We start from the raw sequence: 18,929 nt of genomic DNA, 5'->3' as shown, positions 1-18,929 counted from the left end.
CGCAAAAGTTCTCCCCTCCAAGCAAGTTTCCTGCGGCCCTTGGTCGGCTCGCACGAAAGACGCGGCGCGGTCACGGCCCGCTGCGTCGATAATCAGGTTTCGAATACGCAGGTGTCAGCCCGGATAGAGCTGCCGCCCCGCGTCGCCGCGGCAAATTGTGGCGTGCGGACAGCCTTCATAGGATTTCCGGCCGTGTCGGAAAGTTCCCGCAAAGATTGACGCAACGTCCCAACTGGCATGGAAATTGGCTGCCGCAGGCTGCTATAAAGGCAACCCGGCCAGCAATCACGATAGTTTCACATTGCCATCTGCACGTGACTATTGTGCCGCGCCCTTTCCAAAGATTACTAGTGTCCCGACATGAGCCAACAATTCCAACATGATGTCCTGGTGATCGGCAGCGGCGCAGCCGGTCTGAGCCTGGCACTTAACCTTCCTGGCCACTTGCGCATTGCCGTGCTGAGCAAGGGCGACCTGGCCAACGGTTCGACCTTCTGGGCCCAAGGTGGGGTCGCAGCCGTGCTGGACAATACCGACACCGTGCAGTCGCATGTCGAGGACACCCTCAATGCCGGTGGCGGCCTGTGCCACGAAGAGGCGGTGCGCTTTACCGTCGAGCACAGCCGTGAAGCCATCGAATGGCTCATCGAGCAAGGCGTACCTTTTACCCGCGATGAACACTACAGCGTCGATGATGGCGGTTTCGAATTTCACCTCACCCGCGAGGGTGGCCACAGCCACCGGCGCATCATCCATGCTGCCGACGCCACCGGTGCGGCGATTTTCACCACCTTGCTGGAACAAGCCCGCAAGCGCCCGAACATCGAGTTGCTGGAGCAGCGCGTGGCGGTCGACCTGATCACCGAACGCCGCCTGGGCCTGGCGGGGGATCGTTGCCTGGGTGCCTATGTACTGAACCGTAACAGTGGCCAAGTCGATACCTTCGGCGCACGCTTCACCGTGCTGGCCACCGGCGGCGCGGCCAAGGTGTACCTCTATACCAGCAACCCCGACGGCGCCTGCGGTGATGGCATCGCCATGGCCTGGCGCGCAGGCTGCCGGGTAGCCAACCTGGAATTCAACCAGTTCCACCCGACCTGCCTGTATCACCCGCAGGCCAAGAGCTTCCTGGTCACCGAGGCCTTGCGTGGCGAAGGTGCGTTATTGCGCCTGCCCAATGGCGAGCGCTTCATGCCGCGCTTCGACCCGCGAGAAGAGCTGGCCCCTCGCGACATCGTCGCCCGCGCCATCGACCATGAAATGAAGCGTCTGGGCGTCGATTGTGTCTACCTGGACATCACTCACAAGCCGGCCGACTTCATCAAGAGCCATTTCCCGACCGTCTACGAGCGTTGCCTGGCTTTTGGCATCGACATCACTCGCCAGCCGATCCCGGTGGTTCCGGCGGCGCATTACACCTGTGGCGGTGTGATGGTCGACGACCGCGGCCATACCGATGTACCCGGCCTGTACGCTATCGGCGAAACCAGTTTCACCGGCTTGCATGGCGCCAACCGCATGGCCAGCAACTCACTGCTGGAGTGCTTTGTCTATGGCCGCGCCGCAGCAGCGGACATCGAAGCGCACCTGGACCAGATCACCATGCCCCGGGCCCTGCCCTGCTGGGATGCCAGCCAGGTGACCGACTCGGACGAAGACGTGATCATCGCGCACAACTGGGACGAGCTGCGGCGCTTCATGTGGGACTACGTGGGTATCGTGCGCACCAGCAAACGCCTGCAGCGCGCCGAACACCGCGTTCGCCTGCTGCTCGACGAGATCGACGAGTTCTACAGCAACTACAAGGTCAGCCGCGACCTGATCGAACTGCGCAACCTGGCCCAGGTGGCGGAGCTGATGATCCGTTCGGCAATGCAGCGCAAGGAGAGCCGCGGGCTGCATTACACGCTGGATTACCCAGGGATGCTGCCCGAGGCCAAGGACACCATCCTCAGCCCGATTTGATACAGCTGTCGAACCGGCGCCGGCTGTACTTCAGCCTCACCCGCAAACGCCGGTGCAGGTCAGGCCCCAGGGCATCTCGAGGTATGCACTGGCTCTCGCCAAGCCAGTGCCCTGCCCTGACGAACCGCAACACCACCAACCCCGGCAGCGCCACACTGTCGCGGCACAAACGAACCGGCTGCCAGCCTTGCGCCCGGTTGAACACGCGCCAGCCCGAAGGGTCACGGCGCAGGCCGGTAACGGCATGGGCGTCAGTCAGCAGAATGCGGCGGGGAATGGCCCAGCAGGCGTGGGCAATACAAGCGCAAAGAACACAAAGGCCAAGCCACCAGGGCAGCGCGCTCAGCCACAAGACCAGTAGCGCCAGCACCTGGCAACCCAGGTAGGCCGCCAGCAACAGGCGCGAGCCCTGCCAACGGCACTCGAAAAACTCACTTGGGCTGGACACGGTCCAGAATGATGCGGACCATGCGCTGCAGCTCCGGGTCTTCCGACTCGGTACGCTCCATGAACCAGCCGAACATGTCCTGGTCTTCACAGCTCAACAGGCGGACATAAAGTTCGCGGTCGGCTTCGCTCAGGGTCGGGTAGACCTCCTGGGTGAATGGCACCAGCAGTACGTCCAGTTCCAGCATGCCGCGGCGGCTGTGCCAGAAAAGCCGGTTGAGTTCAGTTTGTTCGACCATGGGGCCCTCCTCGAATGGTCGCGCAGTATACCGCGCAGTGAACGAAGCGGCACAGGGCGTTGGTCTAGTCACCTACCTATTTTGTTACTGGCGTTCTATGATGGCCGCCAGTCTTTAGCCACCGCGATGACCCATGGCCGATTCCGCTTTCTTCAGCCCCCTGTCCCACGAGGGCATCCTCGCCGTCCGCGGCTCCGACGCCGGCAAGTTCCTGCAGGGCCAGCTGACCTGCAACATCAACTACCTCAGCCCCGAGCACGCCAGCCTCGGCGCCCGCTGCATGGTCAAGGGGCGCATGCAGTCCAGCTTCCGCATCCTGCCCGAGGGCAATGGCTACCTGCTGGCCATGGCCAGCGAGCTGCTGGAGCTGCAACTGGCCGACCTGAAGAAGTACGCCGTGTTTTCCAAGGCCACGCTCACTGACGAGAGCGAGGCCTGGGCACGCTTCGGCCTGCAAGGTGGCGCCGCCGCGCGGCAGGCATTGGGGCTGGAGGTTCCGGCTGCAGCAGGGAGCACCGTACGCCATGATGGCCTGATCGCCATTGCCGTCAGCGCAGGCCGCGTGGAGCTCTGGGTACCGGCAGATCAGGCCGGCAGCGTTCGCCAACAGCTGGCAGCCACGTTGCCGGAAGGCAACCTCAACGACTGGATGCTTGGGCAGGTGCGCGCCGGTATCGGCCAGGTCATGGGCCCGACCCGTGAGCTGTTCATCCCGCAGATGATCAACCTGCAGGCTGTCGATGGCGTGAGCTTCAAGAAGGGCTGCTACACCGGCCAGGAAATCGTCGCGCGCATGCAGTACCTGGGCAAGCTCAAGCGCCGCCAGTACCGCCTGGCGCTCGAGCAGCAGGGTATTCCGGCACCCGGTACGGAAATCTTCTCGCCGACCCACGGCTCGTCGGTTGGCGAGGTGGTAATCGCCGCGAGCACCGGCCAGGGTTGCGAGCTGCTGGCAGTGCTGAGCGCTGAATCGGTAGAGGACGACAACCTGCACCTGGGCAGCCTGGAAGGCCCGCGCCTGCAGGTACTGACCCTGCCGTACGAGCTGGACCGCGACCGGGAAATCCAGCGCTGAACAGTGCACCACCCTTGCCGTTGAGACGTTCATGAACAAGCTGGCCGAGATGGTTCAAGCGCAGTTGCTGGCTGCCATCGACAACGATGACCTGGTCCTGCCAACCCTGCCCGAGGTTGCCCTGAGCATTCGCGAGGCGGCTGAAGACAGTGAAATCAGCGTTGCCGCTCTGAGCAAGGTGATCGGGCGCGACGCTGCCCTGTCGGCGCGCCTGATCAAGGTGGTCAACAGCCCGCTGTTGCGCGCAGCGGTCGAAGTCACCGACTTGCACACGGCCATCACGCGCCTGGGCATCAACTACAGCTGCAACCTGGCCATCGGCCTGGTGATCGAACAGATCTTCCATGCCCGCTCGTCTGCGGTTGAGCAGAAGCTACGGGATATCTGGTCGAACAGCCTTGAAGTGGCAGGTATCAGTTATGAACTGTGCCGCCGCTTCACGCAGCTGAAACCTGACCAGGCGACCCTCGGCGGGCTGGTCAACCAGATCGGCGCGCTGCCGGTGCTGATCTACGCCGAAGAGCACAACGAGCTGCTTTCCGACCCGGTCTGCCTGCACTATGTGATCGAGCAGATCCAGCCGGTGCTGGGAGACAAGATTCTGTCTTCGTGGGAGTTTCCCGAGCAATTGGTCAACCTGCCAAGCCAGGTGCAAGACCTGGACCGGCGCACCGACAAGGTCGATTACATCGATGTGGTACAGATCGCCAAGTGCCTTAGCCAGCGCGGGCGCAGCCGACCCTTGCCGGCACTGCCGGCCTATCGGCACCTTGGATTGCCGTACGGGACGGAACTGGAGATTGCCGAGTTGCTGGAAGCTCGGAGCATGTTGCGCTGACTTTTGCTGCCTGCACGGGCCTCTTCGCGGGTAAACCGCTCCCACAGGTACAGCGCACGCCTATGGCCTGCGGTGTCTCTGTGGGAGCGGGTTTACCCGCGAAGAGGCCCGTGCAGGATAAAGATCAGTCGGCGATGAAACTCACCCTCACCTTCAACCCGCCCTTTTCACCATCATGCAGGCTGATCTGCGCCAGGTGCGCCCTGCAGATCTCACCGACAATGGCCAAGCCCAGCCCGCTGCCCTGCACTCCCCGCCGATAGAAACGCTCGAACACACGTTCGCGCTCATCTTCGGGAATCCCGGGTCCATCGTCTTCGACCTCCAGCACCGCCGGCGCCAACACCCGCAGAATCACGTTGCCGCCCGCCGGAGTGTGCGCCAGCGCATTGTCCACCAGGTTGCTGAGCAGCTCGTTTAGCAACGTCGGCTCGCCTTTCAACCACACTGGCGCCTCGGCCTCCAGCGCCAAGGCTACGCCCCGGTTGTACGCCAACGGCGCCATGGCCATGCCCAGTTCACGGGCCAGCTGGCTCAGGTCCAGGCGCTGGGCACCGCCTTCGGCAATCGCCCGGGCACCGTTTTCAACCCGCGCCAGCGACAACAACTGATTGGCCAGATGCGTCAGGCGGTCGGTACCCTGTGCGGCCGACTCCAGAGTCTGCCGCCACTCTTCAGGCTGCTGCGATCGCAACCCCAGCTCGACCCGCGCCTTCAGCGCCGCCAGCGGCGTGCGCAGTTCGTGGGCAGCCTCGGCGATGAACTGCGCCTGGCGCTCGAACTGCCCGCGCAAACGCTCGGTGAAGTGGTTCAAGGCACGCACCAGTGGGCTCAGCTCGCGCTGCACCTGCACCACGGGCAGCGCCCGCAAATCATCCGGCTGACGCTCCTCAACCGCCGTGCGCAGGCGCTCCAGCGGGCGCAACGCCGCGCTCACCGCAAACCACACCATCACCAGCGCGCCCAGCGCCAGCATGCCCAGGCGCAGCAAGGTGTCGGCCATCAGCCCGCGGGCCATGCGCACCCGCGCCTCTTCGGTCTCGGCCACGCGGATTTCCGCCATGCCGTTCATGTTCGGCTCGCTCACTGCCTTCAGCAGGCTGACCACACGCACATCCTGGCCGAGGTAGGTGGCGTCGTAGAAGCGCGCCAGTGCCGGATAGTCGTCGGTGCGCGGTGTGCCGGGGGGCGGTGGTGGCAGGTGCTCGTAGCCGGAAATCAGCTTCTGATTGATGTCCAGCACCTGGTAGTAGATACGCCCGGCGCTGTCGTAGGCGAAGGTGTCCAGCGCCACGTAGGGCACATCGGCACTGAGGCTGCCATCCCGCTGCGACAGCCCGGCGGCGATGGTCCGCGCCGAAGCCAGCAAGGTGCGGTCGTAGGCGGTATCGGCGGCTTCGCGACCATTCCAGTAGGCACTCAGGCCGCTGGCCAGCATCAACACCACCAGCAACAGCGCCAGGTTGCCCAGCAGCCGCCCGCGCAAGCTGCCGTTATCACGCATCACGGTGCTCGAGCAGGTAACCCAGGCCGCGGAAAGTGACGATGGCGACCGGATAGGCATCGAGCTTCTTGCGCAAGCGGTGGATGTAGATTTCGATGGCGTCGGGGCTGGCTTCTTCATCCAGGCCGAAAACCTGGGCGGCCAGCTGTTCCTTGCTCATCACCCGACCGGGGCGGGCGATCAAGGCCTCGAGCACGCTCTGTTCGCGCGAGGTCAGGGTCAGGTTGTTCTCGCCGAGACTGAAGCGACGGGTGTCCAGGTCGTAGACCAGCGGCCCGCAACGCTGCTGGCGTTCGCCACCGAGCACGCTGCGCCTGAGCAGGGCCTTTACCCGTGCTTCCAGTTCGGTGAGCTCGAAAGGCTTGGCCAGATAATCGTCGGCGCCAAGGTTCAGGCCATGCACGCGGTCCTTCACATCGCTGCGTGCCGTGAGCATCAGCACCGGCAGGGTCTTGCCCCGGCCGCGCAGGCGCGCCAGCACCTCGAAGCCGTCCATGCGCGGCAGGCCCACATCGAGCACGGCGACGGCATATTCCTCGCTGGCCAGGGCCAGGTCGGCAGCCACGCCGTCATGCAACACATCTACGGTCAGCCCTTGGCTTTTCAGGGCCTGGGCCACGCTTTCGGCCAGTTGCAGATGGTCTTCGACCAGCAGCACACGCATCGGATTCTCCCTGCTCGGGTGGGGCGGTGGCGCGGAGTGTACCGCCGTCATCAAGCCTGTGAAGCCCCTTGTAACAAACCTTTCTCGCTGAAAGGTTAGCGAAAGGTTCATTTCCTAGCATCGCACCACGGTCGCTCCACGCGCCGAAAAAAGCACCAGCAAGGTGCAACGAATAAGAACAAAAAAACGGAGTCATCCCGATGCTGTCATCGCAGCCTCAGGCGTTCGCGCCTCGCCGTTCCCTGTCCGCACGCCCTTCTGCCATCGCCTGCGCCCTTGCACTTGCCGGTGTTGCCCCGCTGAGCCAGGCCGCCTTCTTCGAAGACAGCACGGCCACCTTCGAAACCCGCAACATGTACTTCAACCGCGACTTCCGCGACGGCACCAGTGCGCAACAATCCAAGCGCGACGAATGGGCCCAGGGTTTCATGCTCAACTTCGAGTCCGGCTACACCGATGGCCCGGTGGGTTTCGGCCTGGATGCGCTGGGCATGCTGGGCATCAAGCTCGACTCCAGCCCCGACCGCACCGACACCGGCCTGCTGCCGACGCACGATGACGGCAAGGCCGCCGACGAGTATTCCAAGCTCGGCCTGACCGGCAAGGTGAAAGTGTCGAAGACCGAACTGAAGATCGGCACCCTGATCCCAGAACTTCCGACCTTGCAGCCCAACGACGGCCGCATCCTGCCGCAAACCTTCGAGGGCGGCCTGCTGACCTCCCAGGAAATCAAGGGCCTTACCTTCAACGGCGGGCGCCTGGACAAGGCCAAGGACCGTAACGACACCAACTGGGAAGACCTGGCCCTCAACAACAAGAACGGCCGCTTCGGTGGCACCTTCAGCGCCGACAACCTCGACCTGGCCGGCCTGGACTACACGTTCACCGACCGCATCACCGGCAGCTACCACTTCGCCCAGCTCGACGACATCTACCGCCAGCACTTCATCGGCATGCTCGCCACCCAACCGTGGGGCCCGGGCACCTTCGGCGCCGACGTGCGCCTTGCGATCAGCGACGATGCCGGCGCGGCCAAGGCCGGGCGGATCGACAACACCACCTTCAACACGATGCTCAGCTACAGCCTGGGCGGGCACAAGGTCAGCGCCGCCTGGCAGCAACTGTCGGGCGACAGTGCATTCCCCTACATCGATGGCGCCGACCCGTACCTGGTCAACTTCGTCCAGATCAACGACTTCGCCGGAGCCGACGAACGCTCGTGGCAAGCACGCTACGACTACAACTTCGCCGCCCTCGGCGTCCCCGGCCTGACCTTCATGACCCGCTACATCAATGGCGACAACGTCAGCCGCGCCGCCGGTGGCGAGGGCAAGGAGTGGGAACGCAACACCGAACTGAAGTACGTGGTACAAAGCGGCCCGTTGAAGAACGTCGCCGTGCGCCTGCGCAACGCCACCTTCCGCTCCAACTTCGCCCGCGACGCGGACGAAGTGCGGTTGCTGGTGAGCTACAGCGTCGCGCTGTGGTAACCCAATGCGGTAACCCATAACAACAACGCTCACGGAGACATTCGATGACCTTTTCACTGCGCCGCCTCGTCCTCGCCACCGGCTGCCTGCTGCTGGCCGGCAACGCCCTCGCTGCCGAACCGAAACGCCCTGAATGCATCGCCCCCGCCTCGCCCGGCGGTGGCTTCGACCTGACCTGCAAACTGGTGCAAAGCGCCCTGGTGCAGGAGAAGATCCTCAGCAAGCCGATGCGCGTGACCTACATGCCAGGCGGTGTCGGCGCCGTGGCGTACAACGCCGTGGTCGCCCAGCGTCCGGCCGATGCCGGCACCCTGGTAGCCTGGTCCAGCGGTTCGCTGCTGAACCTGGCCCAAGGCAAGTTCGGCCGCTTCGACGAGAACGCGGTGAAGTGGCTGGCTGCGGTCGGCACCAGCTACGGCGCCATCGCGGTGAAGAGTGACTCGCCCTACAAGACCCTCGACGACCTGGTCGCGGCACTGAAGAAGGACCCGAGCAAAGTCGTGATCGGCTCCGGCGGCACCGTCGGCAGCCAGGACTGGATGCAGACCGCGCTGATCGCCAAGGCCGCCGGCATCAACCCGCGTGACCTGCGCTACGTGGCCCTGGAAGGCGGCGGCGAGATCGCCACCGCGTTGCTGGGCGGGCACATCCAGGTCGGTTCCACCGACATCTCCGACTCCATGCCGCACATCCAGAGCGGCAACATGCGCATCCTCGCGGTGTTCTCGCCGAACCGCCTGGACGAGCCGGAAATGAAAGACATCCCCACCGCCAAGGAGCAGGGCTACGACATCGTCTGGCCGGTGGTGCGCGGTTTCTACCTCGGGCCGAAGGTGAGCGACGAAGACTACGCCTGGTGGAAAGAATCGTTCGACAAGATGCTGGCCTCGGAAGACTTCGCCAAGCTGCGTGACCAGCGCGAGCTGTTCCCGTTCGCCATGACCGGCGCGGAGCTGGACGGCTATGTGAAGAAGCAGGTGGCTGACTACAAGGCACTGGCCAAGGAATTCGGCCTGATTCAGTAAGCCCCTAGCCAATCGCTCTTTGTAGGAGCGGCCTTGTGTCGCGAAAGGGCTGCGCAGCAGCCCCGGCAACATGTGCAGCGCGACTGAAATCCTGGGCCGCTGCGCGCCCCTTTCGCGACACAAGGCCGCTCCTACAAAGGGTCCGCGTCGTGCCGTATACAACGAGGATTCCTTCATGATCCTGCAACGCATCTTCGCCCTGGCCCTGCTGGCGGTGTGCGCCGCCCTGGCCGTGATGGCCTGGCCCTATCAGGCCGCATTTTCCTACGAACCGGTGGGGCCGCGTGCCTACCCGTTGCTGATGCTCGGCCTGATGAGCCTGGGCCTGCTGTACCTGGCCATCCGCCCCACGCCCATCGTGCGCAAGGACGACGAGCCGGAGCTCGACCGCGAAAGCTTGATCAAGATCGCCGCTTGCGTCGGCCTGCTGATCGTCTTCGCCGGCACATTCGAAGCCTTGGGGTTCATTCTCAGCGCCATCCTGGTCGGCATCCCCATGGCCCGTCTGTATGGCGGCCGCTGGCGGCACAGCACCCTCGTGGTGGTGGGCATGAGCGTGCTGCTCTACTGGCTGTTCGACCGCGTCATGGACGTACCCCTGCCCCTTGGCCTGCTGAGCGTACTGGAGAACTGACACATGGATACCTTGAGCTACCTGGGCCAGGGCTTCGGCGTCGCCCTGTCCCCTTACAACCTGGTCACTGCCCTGTCGGGCACGCTGATCGGCACCGTGGTCGGCCTGCTGCCGGGCCTGGGCCCGATCAACGGCGTGGCCCTGCTGATTCCGATCGCCTTCGCCCTCGGCCTGCCGCCGGAGTCGGCGCTGATCCTGCTGGCTGCGGTGTACCTGGGCTGCGAATACGGCGGCCGGATCAGCTCGATCCTGCTGAACATCCCGGGCGAAGCCTCGACCGTGATGACCACCCTCGACGGTTACCCGATGGCCCGCCAGGGCCTGGCCGGCGTGGCCCTGTCGCTGTCGGCGTGGAGCTCGTTCATCGGCGCGTTCATCGCCACCTGCGGCATGGTGCTGTTCGCTCCGCTGCTGGCGAAATGGGCGATTGCCTTCGGCCCGGCGGAATACTTCGTGCTGATGGTGTTCGCCATCGTCGCCCTCGGCGGCATGGCCGGTGACAAGCCACTTAAAACCTTCATCGCCGCATTGATCGGCCTGTTCCTGTCGGCTGTCGGTATCGATGCCAACAGCGGCGTGTACCGCTTCACCGGCGATAGCGTGCACCTGGCCGATGGCATCCAGTTCGTGGTGCTGGTACTGGGCCTGTTCTCTGTCAGCGAAATCCTGCTGTTGCTGGAGAAAACCCACCATGGCCACGAAGCGGTCAAGGCCACCGGGCGCATGCTGTTCAACCTCAAGGAAGCAGCGTCGGTATTCGTGGTCAACATTCGCTGCGGCCTGCTGGGCTTCATCATGGGCGTACTGCCAGGTGCCGGCGCGACCCTGGCCAGCGCCGTGGCCTACATGACCGAAAAGCGCATCGCCGGCGAAAAGGGTAAGTTCGGCAAAGGTGACGCCCGCGGCCTGGCGGCCCCGGAAACCGCCATCGGTGCTTCCTGCTGTGGCGCCCTGGTGCCGATGCTGACGCTTGGCGTACCCGGTTCGGGCACCACGGCGGTGATGATCGGCGCGCTGACCCTGTACAACATCACCCCGGGCCCACTGCTGTTCGAACAGCAGCCAGACATCGTCTGGGGCCTGATCGCCTCGCTGTTCATCGCCAACATCATGCTGGTGATCCTGAACATCCCGATGATCCGCATCTTCACCCGCATCCTGGCCGTACCGAACTGGGCGCTGGTGCCGGTGATCGCGATCATCACCGCGATCGGTGTCTACGCCGTGCATGCCACCACCTTCGACCTGTTCCTGATGGTCGGCATCGGCATCATGGGTTACATCCTGCGCAAGCTGGACTTCCCACTGTCGCCAATCCTGCTCGGCTTCATCCTCGGCGGGCTGATGGAGCAGAACCTGCGCCGGGCGCTGTCGATTTCCAACGGTGAACTGGGCATCCTCTGGTCGAGCCCGATCAGCATGGGCGTGTGGGTGCTGGTGTTCTGCATGCTGACCCTGCCGCTGCTGCGTATCTGGCGCAAGCGCAGCCTGCAGCGTCGGGCCATGGCCGATGCCTGATCGGCCACTGCCACTGTTTGTCGCGACCGGGCTGGTCGGCCTTGCTGGCGGTTTCGCCGCCAGCAAGGTCGGCTGGCCTTTGCCCTGGATGGTCGGCGCGTTGCTGTCGATCATCATGGTGCGCTGCCTGACGCCCTGGCAGCTGTCGGAAATACCCAATGGCCGCAAATGCGGGCAATGCATCATCGGTATCGGTATCGGCCTGCACTTCACCCCGGCGGTGATCGAGCAGGTTGCCAGCCACTTCGCGCTGATCTGCTTCGGCGCGCTGTTCACCACGCTTTCCAGCGTGATCGGTGTGTGGCTGCTGCGACGCACCGGTGAAGACCGTGCCACGGCATTCTTCGCCAGCATGCCCGGTGGCTCGGGCGAGATGGTCAACCTTGGCGCACGCAACGGCGCGGTACTCAGCCAGGTGGCCGCAGCGCAGAGCCTGCGCGTGCTGGCCGTGGTGCTGTGCGTACCGGCAATGTTCAAGTTCCTGCTCGGTGACGGGGTACCGCTGAATCACAATGGCAGCGTCAGCTGGAGCTGGCTGGCACTGATCGTGCCGCTGGGTGTGGCAGTGGGGTTAATCTGGCAGCGCTTGCGCCAGCCTAATCCTTGGCTGTTCGGGCCGTTGCTGGTGGCCGCCTCGGTGAGCCTGGCAGGCCACCTGCAAATCACCTTGCCCAACGGTGCCAGCCAGATCGGCCAATGGCTGATCGGCAGCGGCCTGGCCTGCCATTTCAACCGCGCGTTCTTCCGCCGCGCGCCGTCATTTCTCGGGCGCACGCTGCTGGCCACGGCGCTGTGCATGGCGATTGCCGGCAGTGCTGCGTGGGGGTTGAGCGTGATGACCGAGCTGGACCTGCGTTCGCTGACGCTGGGGATGATGCCTGGCGGCATCGCCGAGATGAGCCTTACGGCCGAAACCCTTCAACTGTCGGTGCCACTGGTGACGGCACTGCAAGTGGTGCGGTTGATCCTGGTGCTGTTTCTGGCGGAGCCATTGTTCAGGTATTGGGCCAAGGCTCAGGAATAGGGGCTGCCAGGCAGCCCCTACCGGTCTCACAGTGGTGGCAATGCCCAGTTGATGGGCGCCATGCCACGCTGTTCGAGGAAGCTGTTGGTGCGGCTGAAGTGCCCGCAACCCAGGAACCCGCGATACGCCGACAGCGGCGACGGGTGCACCGACTTGAGCACCAGGTGCTTGGTACCATCGATCAGCTTCTGCTTGCTCTGGGCGTGCGCCCCCCACAGCAGGAACACCACGTTCGGGCACTGCTCGCTGACCACCTGGATGATCCGGTCGGTAAAGAACTCCCACCCCTTCTTCGCATGTGAAGCGGCATTGGCGCGCTCGACCGTCATGGTCGTGTTGAGCAGCAGCACGCCCTGCTCGGCCCAGCTTTGCAGGTAACCGTGGCTGGCGATCGGGATGTTGAGGTCGCGCTGCAACTCTTTGTAGATATTGACCAGCGACGGTGGCGTCGGCACGCCTGGCTGCACCGAGAAGCAAAGGCCATGGGCCTGGCCCGGGCCGTGGTACGGGTCCTGGCCGAGGATCACCACCTTGACCTGCTCCAGCGGTGTGGAATTGAGCGCATTGAAGATCAGCGGCCCCGGCGGGTAGATTTCCTTCCCGGCCGCGTACTCCTGGCGCAGGAACTCACGCAACTGATGCATGTAAGGCTGGTCGAACTCGGCGCGCAATGCAGCCTTCCAGCCGGGTTCGAGTTTGATGCGATCGTCTTCAGTCATGGGGCCATCCGTAAACAATGGCGCGACACTAGGTAAGCCACCTGCCCTTGTCAATCGATCCGACCGACGACCGGCATGATCGGCCATGCGGGCCATACTTGGGGGATGACTTGCGCGAGGTAGTCCATGACCATTCATTGCGAGGTACTCACCGGCGTCGATGGCGCCCGAATCGGCATCGCCACGCTCGATGCCCCCAAGGCGCTCAATGCCCTCAACCTGCCGATGATCGAAGTGCTCGGCGAACACCTGCACAGCTGGGCCAGAGACCCAGGGGTGGTCTGCGTACTGTTGCGCGGCAACGGTGCCAAGGCCTTCTGCGCCGGCGGCGATGTGCGGGCACTGGCCCAGGCCTGCCTTGCCCACCCTGGCAACGTGCCACCGCTGGCCGCCACCTTCTTTGCTGCCGAATACCGCCTCGATTACCTCTTGCACACCTACCCCAAGCCGTTGCTGTGCTGGGGCCATGGGCATGTGCTGGGCGGCGGCATGGGGCTGCTGCAAGGCGCCGGGGTACGCATCGTCACGCCAAGTAGCCGCCTGGCCATGCCGGAAATCAGCATCGGCCTTTATCCGGACGTGGGCGCCAGCTGGTTTCTCGCACGCCTGCCCGGCAAGCTCGGCTTGTTCCTCGGGCTGACCGGGGCACCGATCAATGCCCGTGATGCACTTGACCTGGACTTGGCGGATCGGTTTTTCGGGGAAGAACAGCAAGAGGCGTTGATCGAAGAGCTGTTGCAACTGAACTGGCAGGAACAGACCAACCTGCAGTTGAACAGCCTGCTCAAGGCCGAACAGCATCGCGCCTGGGCCGAGCTGCCTACAGCGCAGTGGTTGCCGCGGCGCCAGGTGATCGACCAACTGCTTGATGTGGCCGACCCGGCTGCGGCCTGGCGGGCACTTGAAGGCCTCAAGCATCACGCTGATCCACTGCTGGCCGCAGCTGGCCAACGCCTGCATGAAGGTTGCCCGCTGACAGCGCACCTGGTCTGGGAGCAGATCCGGCGTGCCCGGCACTTGTCACTGGCCCAGGTGTTCCAGATGGAATACAGCATGAGCCTCAATTGCTGCCGGCACCCTGAATTCAGTGAAGGTGTACGCGCCCGCCTGCTGGACAAAGACAACCAGCCGCGCTGGCACTGGCCGGATGTGGCGCAAGTGCCAGCAGCCGTGGTCGAGGCGCATTTCGCCAAGGTGTGGGAAGGCCGGCATCCGTTGGCCGACCTGGAGTCATGACGCCTTCAGTGCTGCCAGTTGTGGTCCCCTCCGCGCCGACCGTCCGGCCGACGGTCGTTGTCCCCGCGGTTGTTGGAGTGCCAGCGATCATGCTGGTAGCGCTGGCTGCCATTGCGATAGTCATTGCGGTCGCGGTCACGACCATAGTTATTGCGCTGACGATTGCCATAGTCGTAACGCGGGTTGCCGTGCCACTGGTTCATGCCCGGCTGTGGATTGGGCCGGTAGTAAGGTGCGGGTGCCGGGCGGTAGTAACGAGGCGCCGGCTGGTAGTAGTAACGCGGCTGCGGCGTCACATAGTAGCGGTCATAGCCGTAGTAGCCCGGCGTAACGTAGCGGTCGGTCGAATAGTATTCAGAACGGGAATAACCGCCCCCCTCGTAGTAGGGGGCGCAGGCGGACGTCATCAGACCCAACAGGGCGATCAACAGAATTCGATAGGACATGGCGGCCTCCTGGACCGCTAAGGTGCCCGAACAGCGGCGCTGGCGAGCGTCGACGAAAAAGTGTTCATCGACAATGAATAAGACAACTGCGCCGAGGTGCAGTGCCATTTCAGCAATAAATTGATACAGGTCGAAATAACCCTGAAAAAGATGCAGTCATTTGCCTGTCATCTCACTAGAATGAGCGCCTTGGCACACATCACGGGAAGATCATGCCTTCACGCTCCGCCCTGTTTTCACAGCGCTCGCTGATCCTTGCCCTGCTGCTGTTGCTGGCCTGCGGCTTCCTTGCCACATCGCTGATCAGCTACTTCGCCTCGCGCAGTACGATCCGTGACGGCATCGTCAATACCGAACTGCCGCTGACCTCCGACACCGTCTATTCGGAGATCCAGAAAGACCTGATCCGCCCGGTGCTGATCGCCTCGATGATGGCCCAGGACACCTTTCTGCGCGACTGGGTGCTGGCGGGTGAACAGGACACCCAACGCATCACCCGCTTCCTCGGCGAGGTGATGGGCAAGCAGGACACATTCACATCATTTTTCGTCTCCGACCGCAGCCTCACCTACTACCAGGCCAAGGGCGTGCTCAAACGCGTGGTACCGAACACCTGGCGTGATGCCTGGTACTTCCGGCTGCGCGAGATGAAAGCGCCGTATGAGATCAACGTCGACCTGGACATGGCCAACCAGGACAGCCTGACGGTGTTCATCAACTACCGGGTGCTGGACTTCCAGCAGCGCTTCATCGGCGCCGCCGGGGTTGGCCTCAGCGTGGACGCGGTGATCAAGCTGATCGACACCTATCAGCGCCGCTACCAGCGCTCGGTGTTCTTCACCGACGCCAAGGGCAAGGTCATTCTGACCGGATCGGAGGGTGGCCCCCACGGCCTGAAGGTCGGCCAGCCTTTGACCGACAATACCGACCTCAGCGATTTGCTGGCGCAGCGCCCGACCCCGACCGAGGGCAGCCATGAGTACAAGGACGGCCAAGGCCACAGCCACTTCCTCAACGTGCGGCAACTGCCGGAACTGGGCTGGTACCTGCTGGTCGACAAACGCGAGACCGGCGCCCTCGACCGCATCCGTCACTCGCTGTACCTGAACCTGGCGATCTGCGCGATGATCACCCTGGTGGTGCTGTCACTGTTAAATGGCATGCTCAGGCGCCACCAGGCCAGCACCGAGGCGCTGGCGACCCTCGACAGCCTTACCGGCCTGCCCAACCGGCGCAGCTTCGACCTGCTGGCCGCCCAGGCTCTGCAGGAGGCTCAGCGCGATTGCGCAGCACTGGTCGCCTTGCTGATCGACCTCGATCATTTCAAGGTGCTCAACGATACCCATGGCCATCTGGCAGGCGACGAAGTGCTGCGCCAGTTCGCCAACGTGCTGGAGGGCAGCCTGCGGCAGTCGGATATACTCTGCCGCTGGGGCGGTGAGGAGTTCATCGTGCTGCTGCGTGAAGCCGAAGGTCGGCAGGCCATCGAAGTGGCGGAAAAGATCCGCCGTCGCACCGAGCAACTGACCTTCAACTACGAAGATCAACCTTTGCGCCTGACCACCAGTATCGGCCTCAGCGCCCTGCAGCCTGGCGACACCCTGCACGCCCTGCTGACCCGCGCCGACCGTGCGCTCTATCGTGCCAAGCAGGCCGGCCGCAACCGCGTCTGCAGTGAAACACCCGGACCCGAACATGAATGACACCCAGCACTGCCCCGCCTGTGGCGCCCTCAACCAGTGCAGCCTGGCCGACCCACGCAGTGCCACCCTGGCCTGTTGGTGCTACAGCGTGAACATCGACCCCGCCGTGCTCCAGGCCCTGCCTGCCGAACTGCGCAACAAGGCGTGCCTGTGCCCGCGCTGCGCGGCTGTGCAAGACCAGCTTTTAGCTGCAGAGCAGCATACTGTGGACGGGGGCTTGCCCGCGAAGTAGCCGGCAACTCGCTAAGGTGAAAAACCGCTAAACTGCCTCCCCTTTCTGCTTGCTCTCTGCCATGCGCCTCGATCGTTTCCTCGCCAACCTGCCGTGCTACAACCGTCAGCAAGTGCGACTGCTGCTGGTGCAGCGCCGTGTGCGCCTTAACGGCGAAGTGGTCAACGACCCTAAAGCAGAGGTTCGAGAGTTCAGCCGCGTCGAAGTCGACGATCAACTGCTGCAGGTTGGCCGCCCCGCCCGCTACCTGATGCTGCACAAACCCACCGGTTGCGTCAGTGCCACGCAAGACCCGCAGCACCGCACCGTGCTCGACTTGCTGCCAGGCGCATTGCGCGACGACCTGCACATCGCCGGGCGCCTGGACTTCAATACCACTGGCCTGATGATCCTCACCAACGACGGCCAGTGGTCGCGGCGCCTGACCCAGCCGACCACCAAGTTGCCCAAGCACTACCTTGTGGAAACCGAAGACGAGATCGGCGCGCACTATGTCGCCAAGTTCCACGAAGGCTTTTATTTCGCCTTCGAAGACCTGACCACCCAGCCCGCCCGGCTCGACATCCTCGGCCCGCATCAGGCGCGGCTGGCAATCGTCGAAGGGCGCTATCACCAGGTCAAACGCATGTTCGGCCATTTCGACAACAAGGTGGTCGCCCTGCATCGCGAAAGCATGGGTTCGATCAGCCTCGATCCATGCCTGCAACCCGGGGAATTCAGGGACCTGACGGCAGAAGAAATCGCCTCGGTGTGAATGCCGTGATACAGGCATACGACCGCTGAGCGCCCCAAGTCACAAATTTGCGCAAACGGCACTTGCGGGATCTCCGACCCGCTGCTTGACTCCTAACTCGTCAGTCCGCGAGTGACCAGCCAGTCACGCCCGCAGATCATGACACTTTTTGCCGGCCACCCAAAGCCTTGATGCGTTGGGGCACGGCAATTTGCCCGCCAGAACAATATCGTCGACACGTGTGCGAAGGATCGACACAGGGCCCCCCGATTTATTCCAGGCAAATGCCTACCTGTCATAAAGAACGTGCACCCTAGGTGACGCGATTACCCTTTTTGCGCCAGGAGTCGATGACATGAGGCCAGAAATCGCTGTACTTGATATCCAAGGTCAGTATCGGGTTTACACGGAGTTCTATCGCGCGGATGCGGCCGAGAAGACGATCATCCTGATCAATGGTTCGCTGGCCACCACGGCCTCGTTCGCCCAGACGGTGCGTAACCTGCACCCGCAATTCAACGTTGTGCTGTACGACCAGCCGTATGCCGGCAAGTCCAAGCCGCACAACCGTCAGGAACGGCTCATCAGCAAGGAAGACGAGGCGCATATCCTCCTCGAGCTGATCGAGCGCTTCCAGTGCGACCACGTCATGTCCTTCTCCTGGGGCGGTGCCTGCACCTTGCTGGCGCTGGCGCACCAGCCGCGGCAGGTGAAGAAGGCAGTGGTCAGTTCGTTCTCGCCGGTGATCAACGAGCCGATGCGCGACTACCTGGAGCGTGGCTGCCAGTACCTGGCCGCCTGCGATCGCTACCAGGTCGGCAACCTGGTCAACGACACCATCGGCAAGCACTTGCCATCACTGTTCAAGCGCTTCAACTACCGTCATGTCAGCAGCCTGGACAGCCACGAGTATGCGCAGATGCACTTCCACATCAACGAAGTGCTGCAGCGTGACTTGCAACGGGCATTGAATGGTGCGCGCAACATCGATATTCCGGTGCTGTTCATCAACGGCGAACGCGACGAATACACCACTGTCGAAGATGCACGTGAGTTCGGCAAGCACGTAGGCAACAGCCAGTTCAGCGTGATCCGCGACGCTGGCCACTTCCTCGACATGGAAAACAAGTCAGCCTGTGAAGACACCCGCAACGTCATGCTTGGCTTCCTCAAGCCGACCGTGCGCGAGTCCCGTCAACGCGCTAACTCATACACCCAGGGGCAGCATGCATTGGCCATCTGAGCGCATCGGCGTCCTGTAGCCACACCCGCAGGTTATGGGTCGCCGACAAGCTTTTTTATAACGTGGGCTTCTATTTCAGGGAGGGTTCTGGTAAAAAGTCCAGCACAGACGCGGGTATAGTTTAGTGGTAAAACGAAAGCTTCCCAAGCTTTAGTTGAGGGTTCGATTCCCTCTACCCGCTCCACACATTGCAT

At 63.2% G+C, this 18,929-nt stretch carries 19 protein-coding genes and 1 tRNA gene; 14 read left to right on the top strand and 6 right to left on the bottom strand.

The window, feature by feature from the left end:
- Positions 1–360: 360 nt before the first annotated feature.
- Positions 361–1,965 carry an L-aspartate oxidase gene (gene nadB / locus H040_RS19365; protein WP_027917879.1) on the top strand — a complete coding sequence of 535 codons (1,605 nt, stop codon included), beginning with the start codon at positions 361–363 and terminating at the stop codon, positions 1,963–1,965.
- On the opposite strand, the gene H040_RS19360 is transcribed toward nadB, so the two are convergent.
- Together H040_RS19360 and H040_RS19355 are read right to left on the bottom strand one after the other, a co-directional pair.
- Complete coding sequence (locus H040_RS19360; RefSeq protein ID WP_027917880.1) at positions 1,952–2,413, bottom strand: protein YgfX; 462 nt, start codon at positions 2,411–2,413, stop codon at positions 1,952–1,954. The two genes, nadB and H040_RS19360, sit on opposite strands and share 14 nt — an antisense overlap.
- On the bottom strand, positions 2,397–2,651 hold the full coding sequence (locus tag H040_RS19355; RefSeq protein ID WP_008094993.1) for an FAD assembly factor SdhE: 255 nt from the start codon (positions 2,649–2,651) through the stop codon (positions 2,397–2,399). The genes H040_RS19360 and H040_RS19355 overlap by 17 nt, the downstream gene beginning before the upstream one ends.
- A 133-nt stretch (positions 2,652–2,784) precedes the next feature.
- Between H040_RS19355 and ygfZ the strand changes: the two genes are divergently transcribed.
- Both ygfZ and H040_RS19345 read left to right on the top strand, forming a co-directional pair.
- Positions 2,785–3,726 (top strand): CAF17-like 4Fe-4S cluster assembly/insertion protein YgfZ, encoded by a 942-nt coding sequence (gene ygfZ / locus H040_RS19350; protein WP_027917881.1) that lies wholly within the window; start codon positions 2,785–2,787, stop codon positions 3,724–3,726.
- 31 nt (positions 3,727–3,757) lie between these two features.
- A complete protein-coding gene (locus H040_RS19345) occupies positions 3,758–4,564 on the top strand; it encodes an HDOD domain-containing protein (protein WP_027917882.1) in 807 nt (268 codons plus the stop codon).
- A 124-nt stretch (positions 4,565–4,688) separates the two neighbouring features.
- Here H040_RS19345 and H040_RS19340 read toward each other — a convergent pair whose 3' ends face one another.
- Together H040_RS19340 and H040_RS19335 are read right to left on the bottom strand one after the other, a co-directional pair.
- A complete protein-coding gene (locus tag H040_RS19340) occupies positions 4,689–6,068 on the bottom strand; it encodes a sensor histidine kinase (RefSeq protein ID WP_027917883.1) in 1,380 nt (459 codons plus the stop codon).
- Complete coding sequence (locus H040_RS19335) at positions 6,061–6,732, bottom strand: response regulator (protein ID WP_027917884.1); 672 nt, start codon at positions 6,730–6,732, stop codon at positions 6,061–6,063. Before H040_RS19335 ends, H040_RS19340 begins: the two co-directional genes overlap by 8 nt.
- Positions 6,733–6,932: 200 nt before the next feature.
- On the opposite strand from H040_RS19335, the gene H040_RS19330 reads away from it, so the two are divergent.
- From H040_RS19330 to H040_RS19310, 5 genes are all read left to right on the top strand, one after another.
- Positions 6,933–8,222 carry an OprD family porin gene (locus H040_RS19330; protein WP_027917885.1) on the top strand — a complete coding sequence of 430 codons (1,290 nt, stop codon included), beginning with the start codon at positions 6,933–6,935 and terminating at the stop codon, positions 8,220–8,222.
- 44 nt (positions 8,223–8,266) lie between these two features.
- Positions 8,267–9,247, top strand: coding sequence for a Bug family tripartite tricarboxylate transporter substrate binding protein (locus tag H040_RS19325; RefSeq protein WP_027917886.1), 981 nt, complete (start codon positions 8,267–8,269; stop codon positions 9,245–9,247).
- Positions 9,248–9,422: 175 nt separating this feature from the next.
- Positions 9,423–9,881 (top strand): tripartite tricarboxylate transporter TctB family protein, encoded by a 459-nt coding sequence (locus H040_RS19320; protein ID WP_027917887.1) that lies wholly within the window; start codon positions 9,423–9,425, stop codon positions 9,879–9,881.
- A 3-nt stretch (positions 9,882–9,884) separates the two neighbouring features.
- A complete protein-coding gene (locus H040_RS19315) occupies positions 9,885–11,399 on the top strand; it encodes a tripartite tricarboxylate transporter permease (protein WP_027917888.1) in 1,515 nt (504 codons plus the stop codon).
- Complete coding sequence (locus tag H040_RS19310; protein ID WP_027917889.1) at positions 11,392–12,423, top strand: AbrB family transcriptional regulator; 1,032 nt, start codon at positions 11,392–11,394, stop codon at positions 12,421–12,423. Before H040_RS19315 ends, H040_RS19310 begins: the two co-directional genes overlap by 8 nt.
- 26 nt (positions 12,424–12,449) lie before the next feature.
- Here the strand turns inward: H040_RS19310 and ung are convergent, their stop codons facing one another.
- Complete coding sequence (ung, locus tag H040_RS19305; protein ID WP_027917890.1) at positions 12,450–13,142, bottom strand: uracil-DNA glycosylase; 693 nt, start codon at positions 13,140–13,142, stop codon at positions 12,450–12,452.
- A gap of 126 nt (positions 13,143–13,268) precedes the next feature.
- On the opposite strand from ung, the gene H040_RS19300 reads away from it, so the two are divergent.
- Positions 13,269–14,378 (top strand): enoyl-CoA hydratase/isomerase family protein, encoded by a 1,110-nt coding sequence (locus H040_RS19300; protein ID WP_027917891.1) that lies wholly within the window; start codon positions 13,269–13,271, stop codon positions 14,376–14,378.
- A 5-nt stretch (positions 14,379–14,383) separates the two neighbouring features.
- Here the strand turns inward: H040_RS19300 and H040_RS19295 are convergent, their stop codons facing one another.
- The gene (locus H040_RS19295; RefSeq protein WP_027917892.1) at positions 14,384–14,824 is read right to left on the bottom strand and encodes a hypothetical protein; all 441 of its coding nucleotides are present in this window, start codon (positions 14,822–14,824) and stop codon (positions 14,384–14,386) included.
- 212 nt (positions 14,825–15,036) lie between these two features.
- Between H040_RS19295 and H040_RS19290 the strand changes: the two genes are divergently transcribed.
- From H040_RS19290 to H040_RS19270, 5 genes are all read left to right on the top strand, one after another.
- Positions 15,037–16,527, top strand: a complete 1,491-nt coding sequence (locus H040_RS19290; RefSeq protein WP_027917893.1) for a sensor domain-containing diguanylate cyclase — start codon at positions 15,037–15,039, stop codon at positions 16,525–16,527.
- Positions 16,520–16,759, top strand: a complete 240-nt coding sequence (locus H040_RS19285) for a cysteine-rich CWC family protein (RefSeq protein ID WP_033696056.1) — start codon at positions 16,520–16,522, stop codon at positions 16,757–16,759. Before H040_RS19290 ends, H040_RS19285 begins: the two co-directional genes overlap by 8 nt.
- A 61-nt stretch (positions 16,760–16,820) precedes the next feature.
- A complete protein-coding gene (locus H040_RS19280) occupies positions 16,821–17,513 on the top strand; it encodes a pseudouridine synthase (protein WP_027917894.1) in 693 nt (230 codons plus the stop codon).
- Positions 17,514–17,847: 334 nt separating this feature from the next.
- Positions 17,848–18,735, top strand: a complete 888-nt coding sequence (locus H040_RS19275) for an alpha/beta fold hydrolase (RefSeq protein ID WP_027917895.1) — start codon at positions 17,848–17,850, stop codon at positions 18,733–18,735.
- Positions 18,736–18,845: 110 nt separating this feature from the next.
- Positions 18,846–18,919, top strand: a tRNA-Gly gene (locus tag H040_RS19270).
- The last annotated feature ends 10 nt before the right edge of the window (positions 18,920–18,929 follow it).

The organism is Pseudomonas sp. URMO17WK12:I7 (assembly GCF_003269045.1).
GTDB lineage: Bacteria > Pseudomonadota > Gammaproteobacteria > Pseudomonadales > Pseudomonadaceae > Aquipseudomonas > Aquipseudomonas putida_J.
The sequence above is the reverse complement of the archived record's forward strand: the minus strand, read 5'-3'. Positions and strand labels throughout refer to the sequence as shown.

Coding starts and splice junctions, on each gene's coding strand:
- nadB (WP_027917879.1), top strand. CDS start 361: ATGAGCCAACAATTCCAACATGATGTCCTGGTGATCGGCAGCGGCGCA.
- H040_RS19355 (WP_008094993.1), bottom strand. CDS start 2,651: ATGGTCGAACAAACTGAACTCAACCGGCTTTTCTGGCACAGCCGCCGC.
- ygfZ (WP_027917881.1), top strand. CDS start 2,785: ATGGCCGATTCCGCTTTCTTCAGCCCCCTGTCCCACGAGGGCATCCTC.
- H040_RS19345 (WP_027917882.1), top strand. CDS start 3,758: ATGAACAAGCTGGCCGAGATGGTTCAAGCGCAGTTGCTGGCTGCCATC.
- H040_RS19340 (WP_027917883.1), bottom strand. CDS start 6,068: ATGCGTGATAACGGCAGCTTGCGCGGGCGGCTGCTGGGCAACCTGGCG.
- H040_RS19335 (WP_027917884.1), bottom strand. CDS start 6,732: ATGCGTGTGCTGCTGGTCGAAGACCATCTGCAACTGGCCGAAAGCGTG.
- H040_RS19330 (WP_027917885.1), top strand. CDS start 6,933: ATGCTGTCATCGCAGCCTCAGGCGTTCGCGCCTCGCCGTTCCCTGTCC.
- H040_RS19325 (WP_027917886.1), top strand. CDS start 8,267: ATGACCTTTTCACTGCGCCGCCTCGTCCTCGCCACCGGCTGCCTGCTG.
- H040_RS19320 (WP_027917887.1), top strand. CDS start 9,423: ATGATCCTGCAACGCATCTTCGCCCTGGCCCTGCTGGCGGTGTGCGCC.
- H040_RS19315 (WP_027917888.1), top strand. CDS start 9,885: ATGGATACCTTGAGCTACCTGGGCCAGGGCTTCGGCGTCGCCCTGTCC.
- H040_RS19310 (WP_027917889.1), top strand. CDS start 11,392: ATGCCTGATCGGCCACTGCCACTGTTTGTCGCGACCGGGCTGGTCGGC.
- ung (WP_027917890.1), bottom strand. CDS start 13,142: ATGACTGAAGACGATCGCATCAAACTCGAACCCGGCTGGAAGGCTGCA.
- H040_RS19300 (WP_027917891.1), top strand. CDS start 13,269: ATGACCATTCATTGCGAGGTACTCACCGGCGTCGATGGCGCCCGAATC.
- H040_RS19295 (WP_027917892.1), bottom strand. CDS start 14,824: ATGTCCTATCGAATTCTGTTGATCGCCCTGTTGGGTCTGATGACGTCC.
- H040_RS19290 (WP_027917893.1), top strand. CDS start 15,037: ATGCCTTCACGCTCCGCCCTGTTTTCACAGCGCTCGCTGATCCTTGCC.
- H040_RS19285 (WP_033696056.1), top strand. CDS start 16,520: ATGAATGACACCCAGCACTGCCCCGCCTGTGGCGCCCTCAACCAGTGC.
- H040_RS19280 (WP_027917894.1), top strand. CDS start 16,821: ATGCGCCTCGATCGTTTCCTCGCCAACCTGCCGTGCTACAACCGTCAG.
- H040_RS19275 (WP_027917895.1), top strand. CDS start 17,848: ATGAGGCCAGAAATCGCTGTACTTGATATCCAAGGTCAGTATCGGGTT.